Source organism: Chlorogloeopsis sp. ULAP01, assembly GCF_030381805.1.
GTDB lineage: Bacteria > Cyanobacteriota > Cyanobacteriia > Cyanobacteriales > Nostocaceae > Chlorogloeopsis.
In genome coordinates, this window is record NZ_JAUDRH010000015.1 from 147435 (window position 1) to 162186 (window position 14752).

Genomic DNA, 14752 nt, shown 5'->3' on the forward strand with positions numbered 1-14752 from the left:
TGCCAAGACTCCTAGAGAATCAAAGATAAAAATCTATTCTTTAATTGAGCAAAGCTGCTAAAGGCAACTGCTAAACAACGCCATGTTTAAACTCATAGACGTATTTTGGGCTTATATTCTCATTGCTATATTAATCTTGATGGGGCGGTTAATAAGACAACGCCTTTGGATTTTGCGATCGCTGTACATACCTAGTTCAGTTGTAGCTGGTATTTTAGCCTTGCTACTGGGTTCGGGTGCTTTTGGTGCTGTTGTCAAAGCAGTAAATCCAGAATCTCCTCTTGTCAAAGGTATATTTCCGGAAACTGTGCAGGCGGTGTGGGCGCAGTCTCCCAGTATTTTTATAAATGTCGTTTTTGCCACTATATTTCTTGGACTTTACGTTCCAGGGTGGCGAGAATTTTGGCGTAAAGCTTCCCCACAAGTGGCTTTCGGTCAAACGATCGCCTGGGGACAATATGTAGTAGGATTGCTACTGGCTATAACCGTATTAACACCAGTTTTTGGCTTACCTCCGATCGCGGCTTGTTTAATCGAAGTTGCCTTTGAAGGTGGACACGGTACAGCAGCAGGTATGGCACCAACTTTCACTGAATTAGGGTTTGCTGCTGGTGCTGATTTATCTTTGGCTTTAGCGACGGTGGGACTAGTTTCGGGTGTAGTTGCAGGTACATTTTTGATACATTGGGGACGACGCACAGAACGCATCCAAGTCAATCGCGAACCTTCACCTGACTTGGAAATACAAGACAGCCATCTTCCAGAGGAACACCCAAGTATTACAATTGCTAGAGAAAATTTATTCCGCGAATTACTAATTGATCCTCTATCACTGAATTTTGGTTTTGTTGGATTAGCGATCGCTTTCGGCTGGCTAATATTAGAAGCGTTGCGCTGGATTGAATCAGTAACTTGGGGTAGAGGCGGATTACTATTGATGGCTTACGTGCCGCTATTCCCCATCGCCCTAATTGGCGGAATTATTGTGCAATATATACTCATCCGTACAAAACGAACTTATTTAATTAGTCGCCCTCTGATGGAACGCATTGGTGGGTTGGCATTAGATATCACAATTATCACAGCACTAGCAACAATTTCCCTATCTGTACTTGGTGATAATTTTGCTCCTTTTGTCGTTTTGTCAGTTGCTGGTATTGCTTGGAATGTGTGTGCTTTTGTATTTTTAGCGCCTCGCTTGCTACCTTTCTACTGGTTTGAACGTGGCATTGGTGATATGGGACAATCTATGGGTGTGACTTCTACTGGATTATTATTATTGCGAATGGTTGATCCAGATAATCGCTCCAGTGCTTTTGAGAGTTTTGCTTACAAACAATTACTTTTTGAGCCTATTGTTGGTGGAGGCTTATTTACTGCTGCTGCACCGCCTTTAATCGTTAAGTTTGGCTCTATTCCAATTTTGTTACTGACATCTTTCATTCTAATATTCTGGCTGGTTTTTGGTTTTTATAACTATAAGCAACTACGCAAGCATAACTTACCCGGAAAAGTTTAGTAAAAAGAACAAATCTGGATGGGTGGAAAAATCTTTAACTGTGATTGAGAATTGGGAAACAAGCTATTCACTCTTGTACCTTCTAAAACGCCTGGAACTGAAGTACCTCTCTTAGAGCTACTGTCAGTTAAAACTGACTGCAAATCTTACTTAGTCTGCTCTATCAGACTTAGCTTAAAGCCCTTAAAATGTATTTCTTGGTGGACAAAAGTAAAGATGCAAGAATGAAACTACCCAATTTATGTAAAGGACGCAAAGATGGAAAAGAAGGAGTTGAATGTAGGTGAATATGTTGATCAGATAGTATGCTTATTGGATTTGGATCTTAGGGATCAATATAGAGATGGGGTGGTAGCAAATTTTGAGAGAATTAGTGCGATCGCTCAACTAGTAAATTCATTTCCCCTACCCGAAGAAATTGAAGCCGCAACTGTATTTGAACCATGAATCTCAACTCAGCCGATGCAGTCACAATCGCCAATGCTGTACGTGCAGGCAAAGTTAGCGCCATCGAAGTTACGCAAGCTGCCCTCAAGCGGATTGCAGGGCGGGATCATGAATTGAACTGTTTTACGGCTGTGACTGCTGAAACGGCTTTAACAGATGCACAAAAGATAGACAGAGAAATTGCCCAAGGTAAAAACCCCGGTTTACTTGCTGGTGTTCCCTTTGCAGTGAAAAATCTTTTTGATATTGCTGGTTTAACAACGCTAGCAGGTGCAAAAATCAATGCCGACAATCCTCCAGCTACCCAAGATGCAACGGCAGTGGCGCGGTTAAAACAAGCGGGTGCAGTACTCGTAGGTGCGTTGAATATGGATGAGTACGCCTACGGATTCGTGACGGAAAATGCCCATTACGGTGTAACTCACAACCCCCACGATTTACAACGAGTAGCTGGTGGTTCATCGGGTGGTTCGGCAGCGGCGGTGGCAGCTGGATTGGTTCCCTTGACACTGGGTTCTGATACTAACGGTTCCATTCGCGTACCTGCTGCTTTGTGTGGCGTTTTTGGTTTTAAACCCACTTATGGAAGATTATCCCGTGCTGGTGTAGCTTTATTTTCCAGCAGTTTTGACCACATTGGCCCCTTTGCGCGTTCTGTACGAGACATTGCCACAGCTTTTGATGTACTTCAAGGAGAAGATGAACGCGATCCAGTTTGTACTAAACGCCCTCCTGAATTTTGCTTGTCACAAATAAATCAAGGTATTGATGGCTTGCGAATTGCCATTGCAGGTGATTATTTCCGCAAAGGGGCAAATCCAGAAGCACTAGAAGCAGTACAAAAAGTAGCTGATGCTTTAAATATCACTGAATACGTCACTATACCCGAAGCTCATCGCGCCCGTGCCGCAGCATTTGTGATTACAGCCTGCGAAGGAGCAAATCTGCATTTAGAAAAATTGCGTCAACGTCCTCAAGATTTCGATCCAGCCACACGCGATCGCTTTTTGGCGGGTGCCTTAATTCCCAGTCATTGGTACATTCAAGCCCAGCGTTTTAGAAGGTGGTATCGAGATCAAGTTCGTGAAGTTTTTCAAAAAGTAGATGTCATTCTTGCCCCCACAACCCCCATTTCTGCACCCTTAATAGGGCAACAAACCATGATTTTAGATGGAGAAGAAATTCTTGTCCGCCCTCATTTAGGATTATTCACTCAACCGTTATCATTCATTGGCTTGCCCGTTTTATCAGTGCCAATTCAAAGTTCAAATGCTTTACCTTTGGGAGTGCAATTAATAGCTGCACCATATAATGAAGTGCTGATTTTACGGGTGGCGACGGTACTAGAGGCGGAAGGTTTAATATCAGCACCAATAGTTTAATTGCGATGCTTACTCCACGCACCTTTGCGCTTACTCTGCGTTCCTCAGCGTTTGAAAACACTACGATTTATACGCTAAAAAGTAGAGACGTGCCATGACACGTCTCTATAAAAATCTAAAACTAAAATAAATCCAAATCAGTTACCGCACCCAAACTACTAGAAGAAACTAACTTGGCATACTTCGCCAATACACCCTTGGTATAACGAGGTGGGCGGGGTTGCCAATTTTGACGACGACGAGCTAATTCTTCATCGGATACGTGCAACTGTAACGAGCGAGTATGGGCATCAATGGTGATAGTATCGCCTTCTTCGACTAAAGCGATCGCACCTCCAACTGCCGCTTCTGGGGCAACGTGTCCTACTACCATACCGTAAGTACCGCCAGAGAAACGTCCATCGGTAATCAATCCCACAGAATCACCCAAGCCAGCCCCGATAATAGCTGAGGTGGGAGCCAGCATTTCCCGCATACCGGGGCCTCCTTTTGGCCCTTCGTAGCGGATAATAATTATATCACCAGCATTAATTTTCTTAGCCAAAATCGCATCTAAACAAGATTCTTCAGATTCAAATACTCTTGCCGGGCCAGTAATTTTTGGTACTTTTACGCCAGTAATTTTTGCTACTGCCCCTTCCGTTGCCAAATTACCTTTGAGAATAGCTAAGTGTCCTTGAGGATACATTGGGATATGCCAAGGACGGATGACATCTTGATTCGGTGATGGCTCATCTGGTATATTTTCCAATACTTCGGCGATTGTTTGACCAGTGATAGTGAGGCAATCACCGTGTAATAAATCATGCACTATTAGCATTTTCATCACTTGAGGAATGCCACCAGCCTTGTGCAAATCCGTAGCTACATACTTACCACTAGGTTTTAAATCGCACAAAACCGGAACACGGGCGCGAATCGCTTCAAAGTCATCAAGGCAAAGTTCGACACCAGCAGCACGAGCGATCGCCAAAAAATGCAAGACGGCATTTGTGGAACCACCCACTGCCATAATTACCGAAATCGCATTTTCGATTGATTTGCGAGTGATAATTTGACGAGGTAAAATTTGCTTGCGAATTGCTTCTACTAAGACGAATGCCGATTTTTCCGTACTATCGGCTTTTTCTTCATCTTCTGCTGCCATTGTTGAAGAATAGGGCAAACTCATCCCCATTGCCTCAAACGCAGAAGACATAGTGTTAGCTGTGTACATTCCCCCACAAGAACCAGCACCGGGGCAAGCGCGACGCTCAACTTCCAAAAGCTCGTTATCGTCTATTTTCCCGGCGCTATATTCTCCCACTGCTTCAAAAGAACTGACGACAGTTAAATCACGTCCGTTGTAATGTCCGGGTTTAATCGTACCACCGTAAACAAAAATCGCGGGAATGTTCATGCGAGCGATCGCCAGCATTGCGCCTGGCATATTTTTATCACAGCCACCAATCGCCAGTACTCCATCCATGCTTTGCCCGTTGCAGGCGGTTTCTATTGAATCGGCAATTACTTCCCGCGACACCAAGGAGTATTTCATCCCCTCGGTTCCCATCGAAATGCCATCACTGATTGTAATTGTGCCAAATAGTTGCGGCATTGCGAGAGCGTTTTTAACACCATTTTCTGCCCGTTGCGCTAATTTATTGATCCCCATATTGCAAGGGGTGATGGTGCTGTAACCGTTGGCAATACCAACAATTGGTTTAATGAAATCCTCATCTTTAAAACCAACAGCACGGAGCATGGCACGATTAGGCGATCGCTGCACTCCTTGGGTGACAACTTTACTTCTAAAATTTTCTGACATTATGGATTCCTGAAAGGCTTTTGTATGAGCATCATAAGATAGTGATTTTTCAGATGTCCAATATATATTTGTTGCTAATTGAAACTTTTAAAATATCAAATTTATGGAAATTTAAGCTCACCCCCAGACTTCAGTCGGGGGATGAAAGCGGGCCGAAGTGAATTGGGAATTGGGCATTGGCCAATGCATGAATGCCCCTTGCCCCTTGCCCCAAGACGACGGACGACGATTCTGAGCGCCCCTTAAAGGAACGGGCTTCCCCGTCGTCTTTTGGTGACACCTGTGTTACTTTACTGCCGTAGCGTGAGAATGAAGTGGATTGTTCATTGTGGTAGGCTAACTTTAGATGCTCAACCTTTGAGTCTACCATTTGTTGTGTATAACTTTCTATTTCTGAATCGGTCTATTGATTATTTCAAAATTTTTAGAAACGTGACATCAGTTACCAAGGTTGGGGAGATAGCGAATAGTCAGTACACCCAAAGTTATCTGCTGAGAATAGGTGTAGAGTAGCCAGTGTCATAGAGAGACGTCTAACTAGCATTATGGGGTGTAGGGTATAGAGAAAATTTGCAATCATGAGTGGCTACTGTAGTTCAACCGTCCAAAAAATCATAAATCTCTTCCCTACATCCTAAAATGCCGCTTCATGCCAGTCGCTACAAGTCGAGACGCAAAGGCGCACTGCCTCACCACCCAGTGGCTCCCCTACACTCCACACCCTGTCTAACTTGAAAAGTTCTAGGTCTAATGACAGTGAGTAATAATCGAGTAGTAACTAATAACTGTTCACTCATGAATTGTGCCATCTGGCATGATTGCACCTTGCAACAGGGTGCCATTGAGATATGCTCCGTACAAATTTGCTCCCTGTAAGTTAGCAGCAGTGAAGTCAGCATCAATTAAGTCTGCCATCTTCAGATGTGCACCGTCGAGAATGGCTCCTGTAAGCTTTGCTTCGTAAAGATTGGCTCCACTTAAGTTAGCTCTAGTTAAGTTAGCCCCTGTAAGATTAGCTCCATTCAGAGAAGCTTCTTTGAGATTAACTCCCTCTAAATTAGCTTTGCTCAAATCTACTTCGCTCAGAGATGCTCCTTGTAAATTTGCTCCACTCAGATCGACTCCATACAAATAACCACCAATAAGGTTAGCGCCTTTAAAATTCCTCTCTCCTGCTTGATAGCGTATGAGAAGTTCATCTACATCCATTGCGATCGCTTCAAAACTCCTTTATTTAGTGTGGCTCACATCACAAAATGTATCAGTTATTTGCGTTACTTAATAATTTTGCTAAACACAATATTATGTTTGATTAGTAATTTGTCGCGTAGAGAGATAGGAGCTTCGATTTAGTTATGCACGCATTTGCCAGTAAAATAACTTGGCATTGCACAAAGCTAGAGGTTAAAAATGATGGCTGAAGCTCAAATTGGGATCATTGGTGGTAGCGGCTTATATAAGATGGATGCCCTAAAAGATGTAGAAGAAGTGCAAATTCAGACACCTTTTGGTTATCCATCTGATGCTTTAATTTTGGGAAATTTAGAGGGAACCCGAGTAGCTTTTTTAGCACGTCATGGTCGCAATCATACACTTTTACCTACGGAGTTGCCTTTTCGTGCTAACATCTATGCGATGAAACAATTGGGTGTAAAGTATCTAATATCGGCGAGTGCAGTTGGTTCCTTAAAGGAAGAAGTAAAACCACTAGATATGGTAGTTCCCGATCAATTTATTGATAGAACTAAAAATCGGGTATCTACATTTTTTGGGGAAGGAATTATTGCTCACATTGCTTTTGGCGATCCAATTTGCCGGAATTTGGCAGGGGTGTTAACAGATGCGATCGCTTCTCTCAACCTACCAGATGTTACTCTACATCAAGGTGGCACCTATGTGTGCATGGAAGGGCCAGCATTTTCTACCAAAGCAGAATCAAATCTTTACCGCAGTTGGGGTGCAACGGTAATCGGGATGACGAATTTACCGGAGGCAAAGTTAGCACGGGAGGCAGAAATAGCCTATGCAACTTTGGCACTAGCAACAGATTATGATTGCTGGCATTCAGATCATGACAGCGTGACAGTAGATATGATAGTCAATAATTTGCAGCGTAATGCTGTAAATGCACAGAAAGTAATTCAAGAAACCGTACGGCGATTGAGCGAAAATCCACCGCCTAGTGCAGCTCATTCAGCTTTGAAGTATGCAATTTTGACACCCTTAGATAAAGTTCCTATGGCAACGAAGGAAAAATTGGGGTTGTTATTGAAGAAGTATATTTGAACCAAGACTGTAATAGGCGGCAATTTGTAGTGAGGACTTCAGTCGCGGCTTGAGGGCTAAAGTCTTCACTACGAGCAAACATTTTGATTCAGTTTGATTAACCGAACATGATATGATAGTGTATCTGCAAGAAGAGTGAACGCTATTGTTTTGCCCCAACCCTGTTAAGAGTTCCCTATATTGTCAACTACTCAAATAACCTGATACATAAAGGCTAGACTTGCCCAATTATTTACATCCAACACATAAGACTCAGCAGTTGAGATATTCATCTCGGCTTTCACCGGACTAACATTGTGTAAGTCCTGTAGTAGAGCATTGGCAACTTCTAAGGGGTTAAGCAATGGTTGAATGCGTTGTCTATCTGCTCGCGGGTGTTTAGTAGTTTCTAAAGCGTTGCGAGTTTGGGTAAATGGAGATGTACTAAAGATTAATTGATTTTCACTAAAAAAGGCAGGCCCTTGGATCACCCATTCAAAACCAGTGGTAGATTGTGGCAAAGTCAGGGTTTCTCCCGGAGCAATGACAATATCCTCAAGTGATGCATTATTGGTGCCATCTTCGCTTTCAGTTTCTTTTTGCCACGGGTAAAGGGCGATCGCATTCTTGGCACTATTTAATCCCAACAGCATCAAATATACTGGCTGCGTACCCATATTTTGGATACGGTAGTGTATCTTACTACCGATTGGCACAATTGGGATACGTCCGGGTTCAGTATTTACTTGTTTTTTACTTACAGTTTCTGCACCCAGAGTTCGCATCGTTTCGCGTTGCATCACCACGCGAGGTGTGATGCCATTCACTATCTCTAGAGTTGCTTTCACGCTTAAGCAGGAAGAACCTTCATTGTCTGTGAGTCGCCATAATTTTGCTGCCAGCAAAGTTTGCAAAGTTGGTTTGAGGCGTTGTACTGCGACTTTTACCGCTTCTCCGGCTTCACCAATGGTGCTGGGAATAAGTTCACTGCCCAAAGAAAATAAACCATAACGACTGGGAGAGACTATCAATGCAGTCGAGGCGATCAAATCTTTTGTTTTGCCATCTGGAAGCTCGCCAAATACATAATCAGCTGGTTGTTCTCCTGCCACTACACTGCTCACGTGTTCAACTGTTGCAAAGGCGCTAGTAGCATCTACCCGCTCAATTCTCTCTAATCCCCCATCCAGAGCAACGGTTAAATTAATATTACGCGGTAAGACTCGTACTGTTTCCTGAACTAGTTGTCCCATCTGTGGAATAATTTTATTTTCAGAGCCAGAAGCAAGTTGGGCTTTTGCTGTCAATCCATTGCGCGATCGCAACACTAACTGTGCAGTTGCTCCCTCTTGACTCACCAAAGTCAATCGAGAATTGGCTCCATAGTATTCCAGCACTTGTACAGGTAATCCTGCCAACCACAGATGTATTGTTTTGCCCTCATCTTCAACGGCTGTTACTACTCCTTCTGCACTCTGGGTAAATGGGGGAACAAAAGCCTCACTCAAGGTAACTCGCTGTTGATTTTTCTTACCCATGAGTAAGCTTGGTTGTTGTGTGCTACCAAACTGCTGCATCACACTTCCTACACGGGAGATTGAGATCGGAATTGTTGTTGCTGGCGTAGCCTCCCATAGATACTGCGTCAAAGCATAAGTAAATAACCCGGCACTAAAACCAGATAACTGTACCTCCTGCGCTACCTGATTGGGATCGGTGGTTGCAGACAACACTACTGCCGATAGTTCTGTTGCAGCTTTTTCTCGCAGCTGTTTTTGCAAGTCGAGTTCTGCTGCTGCCACAATCGCTTCTGTTGTCATTTGGCGGCTGCGAATTCGTAAACCTGTGGGCAAGAAGGTGGTGGGAGTGTAGTAACTAGTGTCTAGTACTGCTGTTGCTCGTTCTGTGGGAAGCGATCGCAACATCAACATCAGCGTCTCTTCCAACAAGTAGTTAACAATTTTTGTTGCCTGTGATTTATTCTCTGCGCTATCTGCGGTAACCAAAGCATTTTGCACCGCTTCTAACGAGGTTCCCAACCTGACACGACTGCCATAGCCACTAAAGTGGAACAGAACTATATCACCTAGTTTTGCTTGCTTAACTAAGTGTTCTACAAAAGCAGACTCAATAAATTCTCTGCTTGCTTGTTCATCAGTCAAAGCCAAAATATCTGACGGCTGAAAACCAAAACGGTGAATCAAAAGTTCTTTTTGTAGTTCTACATCCGTCAGACAACCATTGAGAATCTGGCTTTGCTGGTACTGATTAATACCTATTATTAAAGCTAATTTACGCGGACTGGGTTGCGCTAACGCCTGCTGATAGCGATTTCCTAAGCTAAACCACTCAGCCTCTGTTAAACCCAATACCGCGAGTAGGGAGCCAAACCGTTGTAAAAACGTTCGCCGCTTCATAATTAGCCACCAGCACTCAGTCCATCAGCTTATTAAGCTTATCGGGCTGAGGACTGTAGTGTAAAGTTTGGTTTGAGACTGTTTGTGAATGTAGATAAACATTAAACGTTGACAGGTACTCGCATTGCTCGTGCCAACTCTGCCGCCACTTCTGGGCGGGAAAATTCTGGAGGGGGTAATTCGCCCTGGCGCAGCATTTCCCGCACTTTTGTACCCGACAGGTGAATCCGTTCTTCGGGTTTACTGGGACTAGTTTTAGTTGTCGCCATTTGCTTGGTGCGGGTACAGTAAAAGGCGTGTTCAAACTTCATCGGCACAATGCCAATTTCTGCTTGAGAAAACTCATCGAAGATGTATTGAGCATCATAAGTACCGTAGTAATTTCCCACACCTGCGTGATCCCGTCCCACAATAAAGTGAGTACAGCCATAGTTCTTACGAATAAGAGCATGGAAAATAGCCTCACGAGGCCCAGCATAACGCATTGCCGAGGGATTGATGGCTAGAATTACTCTGTCTTGGGGATAGTATTTTTCTAGCAAAATTTCATAGCACTGCATCCGTACATCAGCAGGAATATCATCGTCTTTTGTTGCTCCTACCAACGGATGTAAAAATAGTCCATCTACAGTTTCCATTGCGCACTTTTGGATGTATTCATGAGCGCGATGAATAGGGTTGCGAGTTTGGAAACCAACAATGGTTTTCCATCCTCTGAGCTTGAATAATTTCCGAGACTCAGCCGGATCGATTTGATAAGCAGGGAATTGGGGATGAGGAGCGCGTTCTAATAACCACACGTCACCTGCAAGATTTACCGAACCCTGATTGTATACTACCTGTACACCAGGATGGTTTTCATCATCAGTGCGGTAGACATTGATGACTTCGTACTTCTTGTCGTAGGTATACTTTTGTGTGAGTTCTAACACCCCGATAAATTGTCCTTCGGGGTTATCTAGACGAATCAAACCACCTTCAGTCAGTGGGGCTGCTACTTCTTCTGTTACTGATAGGGTAATTGGAATTGACCACACAGTACCATTAGCCAGCCGCATTTCGGCAACAACGCGATTGTAGTCCTCTTGGTTCATAAAACCTGTTAGGGGACTAAAACCACCGATCGCAATCATTTCTAGATCGGAAACAGCCCGCGCATCAAGTTGCACTCGCGGCAAAAACTCGGCTTTGGAGAGAAATACTTCTCTTTGTTCTGGTGTAGCAATGCGATTCACCAACTGCCCACCGTGAGGAGGAATACCATCCGGATAGTAACTCAAGTTTGCCCCTTGTTTGCCTAACTACAGTTTTTTTAAACTATGTTAATAATTTACCAAACCATAGGACAAGTAGAACAGATAGTCTAGGGAGTTTGGGGTGTATGGGAATATAGGGGACAGGAGATAGGTGAGACCAACCCCCGTCTTGGCGCTCTCCGTCACGTAGACGCGGTAGATGCAAAGCAGCTACTTACCCGACGGGAAGCCGGGCAAAGCCCGTCTACATAAGTCGCTAGCTAACGCAACGCCTGACGGCGAACGCGCAAGAGCGTAGGTACGGCTTCCCGCCAGGGTAGGGGGACTGCGTACACGCGAAGCGGGTTCTCGTTAGAGTACCCGAAGGGTGACACGGAACAGGGTTGGGGGAACAGGTGAAGAGGTATTTTCATGTATCGTGGTAGACGCAGTTCATGAGGGCTGATGATTTGTTGCGATTTCAGGATGCGATCGCACCATTACAGCGACACTGAGATGCATTTCTACACAACAACTTTCTTCTTTTTCTTCTTCAACCAGAAGCCTACAAAACCAGCTACTGCTGTTCCTCCCAAGGTTAAAGGTTCTGGTACAGGCTCATAAATCCTATCTGCCCGAAAAATAGCGATTGAATTATCGTTGAAGGCTGCCAAAAACGCCAGCGACTCACCATCAAGTCCCTGATTGCTCATATATATGTTACGTATGGTTTTACCTGGAATGAGTGTATCAGTACTGCTAATTACTTTACTAAGAACACCATCAGCATACAAATATACACCCATTTCGCGATAAGCTTCATAATAATTGTCCTCAAGGATACCTGCAAAAGCAATATTACTGCCACTTATACTGATTCCTTCAAAGTAATGAAAATTACTGTTACTATCAGGAATAGGTGTGTTTGTATCTGCAATCTTGAGTAAAGCTCCATTTTCACCCATGTTAGCATAGATGCCTTGTTGATCGGCGTCACTAACTCCCGAAAAAACTATATTGCGGCCACTAATACGTGGACTTTCCACATATGTAAAGTTACCAACACTACCAGGAATAGGTGTATTTGTATCTGCAATCTTGATTAAGGCTCTATTTTCACCTGTACTAGCATAGATGCCTTGATGATCAACAATGTCAGAGCTTAAGGCACCGCCCCAAAAAGCTATATTGCTACCACTTATACTTGCGGAATCCACGAGATCAAAATTACTAATACTATCAGGAATAGGTGTGTTTGTACCTGCAATCTTGATTAAGGCTCCATTTTCACCTGTGTTAGCATAGATGCCTCGTTTTTCAGCGTAGCCAGTTTCGTCAGCTTCACCAATCGTAAAAGCAATATTGCTACCGCTTATACTTGGGTTTCTAACGTATTTTTTACTAGTGAAATCGGGAATAAGTGTATTTTTATCTACAAAGTTTGTCAAAGCACTGTTTATAGGTGTAGTAACGTATATGCCTTGTTGATCAACATTACCATAATGGTAATAACCGTAGCCTTCAAAGACTATATTATTACCACTTATACTTTGGCTACCAAATGTTCTAAAATTACCAATGCCACCGGGAATAAGTGTGTCTTTATCTGCAATCTTGGTTAAGCCTCCACTTAATCCAGTACTAATGTATATGCCTTGGTTTTTAATCCTGTCATAATTATCAAAATTATAACCTTGAAAAGCAATATTATGACCGCTTAAACTGGGGCTGCCAAATGATTGAAAATTACCAATACCACCAGGAATAGGTGTGTTTTTATCTGCAATCTTAGTAAATTTAAAATCAGCAGCATTTACCTTTTGTATAGACAATAAATTTATACTTTGACTCAATACTATCGATGCAGTCAAGAGTTTAATAGATACACCAATTTTCAAGTTCATAGTGATAGTTCAAGTATTGATTACAGAAAATCTTTAATTCTATAAAGTAGTAAATGTAACTAATTTACAAAGATAACTAAAAGTCTCCAGATGAAGCATATTGTGTATTGCAATCAAAAAAGTGCGATCGCATCTTTTGACTATTACTGATATATATTTCTACACAGCAACTTTCTTCTTTTTCTTCTTCAACCAGAAAGCGACAACACCAGCCACTGCTGTTCCTCCCAAGGTTAAAGGTTCTGGTACAGGCTCATAAATCCTATCTGCCCGAAAAACTCCCCATGAACCATCAGTAAAATGTGCAGAAAATGCCAACGATTCACCATCGAGTCCATGACTGCCAAAAAACAATCTTGCTAGGGTTTTATTTGCAACTAGCGTGTCTTCAGTATCAACTACTTTACTAATAAAGCCATCAGCATAAAAGTAAATACCATATTTATCTTCATCAGGGTACCTATAATTCACGCTCCAAAAAGCCACATTATTACCACTTATACTAGGCTCTAAAACAGACACGAAATTACCAACGCCACCAGGAATAGGCGTGTTTGTATCTGCAATTTTAACTAAGGCTCCACCAACACCGATATTTGCATATACTCCTCTTGTATTAGAACCCTCACCGTAAAAAGCAACATTGTTACCACTTATGGTTGGAGAAGAAAAGTAACTAAAATTGCCAGCACTATCAGGAATAGGTGTGTTTGTATCTGCAATTTTGACTAAGGCACCATCAAATCCTGTATTTGTGTATACACCTCTTTTACCAGTGCTATAAGTCGAAAAAACCACATTGCGACCATCTATACTTGGATCCCGTAAGTAATTAAAACTACTATTACCAAAAAGACCAGGTGTTTTTGCATCTGCAATCTCGATTAAAGCTCCACCAATTCCTGTATTTGTGTATATCCCATGATGAGTATAAGTTTCTTGGGCTGCGAAAACCACATTGTTGCCACTTATACTTGGCTGACTGACAGACACAAAATTACCTTTACCAAGAGGAATACCAGGAATAGGCGTATTTGTATCTGCAATTTTAATTAAGGCTCCATCAACTCCTGCCTTGGTATATACTCCACTCCTGACTTCAGAAAAGTTTCCTAGTCTAATATACTTGTAGCCTTTGAAAGCCACATTGCTACCACTTATACTTGGGGTACTATCAACATAACCAATGCCGCTAAGGGTAGTTGTATTTTTATCTGCAATCTTGGTAAATTTAAAACTAGCAGCGTCTGCCTTTGTTATAAGTAAGAAATTTACACTCTGACTCAATAATACCGATGCAGTAAAGAGTTTAATACATACACTGATGTTCAGGTTCATTATGATAGCTCAGGAATTACTCGCAGAAACTTTATTGTTTTTAAGAGTATATATTCTAACTAACTTATGTACAATGTACGTGTTTATACTACAGGTTATAACAACAAGTCAAGATAGATCTAATTAACTTTTCGAGCTTCTGTGTTGTAATTTGAGAAATAAAGACAAAATACAAAATTTATATACTGGCGATTACAAGTCGCAGTCATGGTAAATATGTGGCGCTCCGTTGTAGGGGCTGCTGTCCAAGCTTCGAGATTCGGGGGCTACCAGAAACTTCTTTTTCTAGAACACAGGATGATGGAAGTGCGATCGCGCTTTTAATTGTGGCTCTATTTTAAGACTCATACAAATTATCCAGAGACGTTGGATATATTTGCTTTTTATTTTGAGTAGCTTAATTACTTTTCCACTACTGCACTGCTAACTCCGAAAATA

10 protein-coding genes are annotated in these 14752 nt (G+C 42.6%); 4 read left to right on the plus strand and 6 right to left on the minus strand.

Features of this window, described 5'->3' with window-relative positions; genetic code table 11:
- Positions 1–82: 82 nt before the first annotated feature.
- The 3 genes from QUB80_RS26570 to QUB80_RS26580 all read left to right on the plus strand — a co-directional run bounded on the left by QUB80_RS26570 (position 83) and on the right by QUB80_RS26580 (position 3348).
- Complete coding sequence (locus tag QUB80_RS26570) at positions 83–1519, plus strand: sodium/glutamate symporter (RefSeq protein ID WP_289792482.1); 1437 nt, start codon at positions 83–85, stop codon at positions 1517–1519.
- A 258-nt stretch (positions 1520–1777) separates the two neighbouring features.
- Positions 1778–1966, plus strand: a complete 189-nt coding sequence (locus QUB80_RS26575; protein ID WP_289792483.1) for a DUF4089 domain-containing protein — start codon at positions 1778–1780, stop codon at positions 1964–1966.
- Positions 1963–3348: an AtzE family amidohydrolase gene (locus QUB80_RS26580; RefSeq protein WP_289792484.1), complete on the plus strand. Its 1386-nt coding sequence runs from the start codon at positions 1963–1965 to the stop codon at positions 3346–3348. Before QUB80_RS26575 ends, QUB80_RS26580 begins: the two co-directional genes overlap by 4 nt.
- 121 nt (positions 3349–3469) lie before the next feature.
- Here the strand turns inward: QUB80_RS26580 and ilvD are convergent, their stop codons facing one another.
- Positions 3470–5155, minus strand: coding sequence for a dihydroxy-acid dehydratase (gene ilvD, locus QUB80_RS26585; RefSeq protein WP_289792485.1), 1686 nt, complete (start codon positions 5153–5155; stop codon positions 3470–3472).
- Between the two features lie 789 nt (positions 5156–5944).
- Positions 5945–6364 carry a pentapeptide repeat-containing protein gene (locus QUB80_RS26590; protein ID WP_289792486.1) on the minus strand — a complete coding sequence of 140 codons (420 nt, stop codon included), beginning with the start codon at positions 6362–6364 and terminating at the stop codon, positions 5945–5947.
- Between the two features lie 204 nt (positions 6365–6568).
- Between QUB80_RS26590 and QUB80_RS26595 the strand changes: the two genes are divergently transcribed.
- Entirely contained in the window at positions 6569–7441 is an 873-nt protein-coding gene (locus tag QUB80_RS26595) for an S-methyl-5'-thioadenosine phosphorylase (protein WP_289792573.1), read from the plus strand.
- 191 nt (positions 7442–7632) lie between these two features.
- On the opposite strand, the gene QUB80_RS26600 is transcribed toward QUB80_RS26595, so the two are convergent.
- The 4 genes from QUB80_RS26600 to QUB80_RS26615 form a co-directional block, all read right to left on the minus strand.
- A complete protein-coding gene (locus QUB80_RS26600; RefSeq protein ID WP_289792487.1) occupies positions 7633–9837 on the minus strand; it encodes a caspase family protein in 2205 nt (734 codons plus the stop codon).
- 101 nt (positions 9838–9938) lie between these two features.
- Positions 9939–11117, minus strand: a complete 1179-nt coding sequence (sat, locus tag QUB80_RS26605; RefSeq protein WP_289792488.1) for a sulfate adenylyltransferase — start codon at positions 11115–11117, stop codon at positions 9939–9941.
- 479 nt (positions 11118–11596) lie between these two features.
- Positions 11597–12976, minus strand: a complete 1380-nt coding sequence (locus tag QUB80_RS26610) for a DUF7453 family protein (protein WP_289792489.1) — start codon at positions 12974–12976, stop codon at positions 11597–11599.
- Between the two features lie 159 nt (positions 12977–13135).
- Complete coding sequence (locus QUB80_RS26615) at positions 13136–14314, minus strand: DUF7453 family protein (protein ID WP_289792490.1); 1179 nt, start codon at positions 14312–14314, stop codon at positions 13136–13138.
- Between the last annotated feature and the right edge of the window lie 438 nt (positions 14315–14752).

Excerpts from the sequence above, each read along its gene's own strand:
- QUB80_RS26580 (WP_289792484.1), top strand. The coding sequence starts at position 1,963 with ATGAATCTCAACTCAGCCGATGCAGTCACAATCGCCAATGCTGTACGT.
- QUB80_RS26610 (WP_289792489.1), bottom strand. The coding sequence starts at position 12,976 with ATGAACTTGAAAATTGGTGTATCTATTAAACTCTTGACTGCATCGATA.
- QUB80_RS26615 (WP_289792490.1), bottom strand. The coding sequence starts at position 14,314 with ATGAACCTGAACATCAGTGTATGTATTAAACTCTTTACTGCATCGGTA.
- ilvD (WP_289792485.1), bottom strand. The coding sequence starts at position 5,155 with ATGTCAGAAAATTTTAGAAGTAAAGTTGTCACCCAAGGAGTGCAGCGA.
- QUB80_RS26570 (WP_289792482.1), top strand. The coding sequence starts at position 83 with ATGTTTAAACTCATAGACGTATTTTGGGCTTATATTCTCATTGCTATA.
- QUB80_RS26600 (WP_289792487.1), bottom strand. The coding sequence starts at position 9,837 with ATGAAGCGGCGAACGTTTTTACAACGGTTTGGCTCCCTACTCGCGGTA.
- QUB80_RS26590 (WP_289792486.1), bottom strand. The coding sequence starts at position 6,364 with ATGGATGTAGATGAACTTCTCATACGCTATCAAGCAGGAGAGAGGAAT.
- QUB80_RS26575 (WP_289792483.1), top strand. The coding sequence starts at position 1,778 with ATGGAAAAGAAGGAGTTGAATGTAGGTGAATATGTTGATCAGATAGTA.
- QUB80_RS26595 (WP_289792573.1), top strand. The coding sequence starts at position 6,569 with ATGGCTGAAGCTCAAATTGGGATCATTGGTGGTAGCGGCTTATATAAG.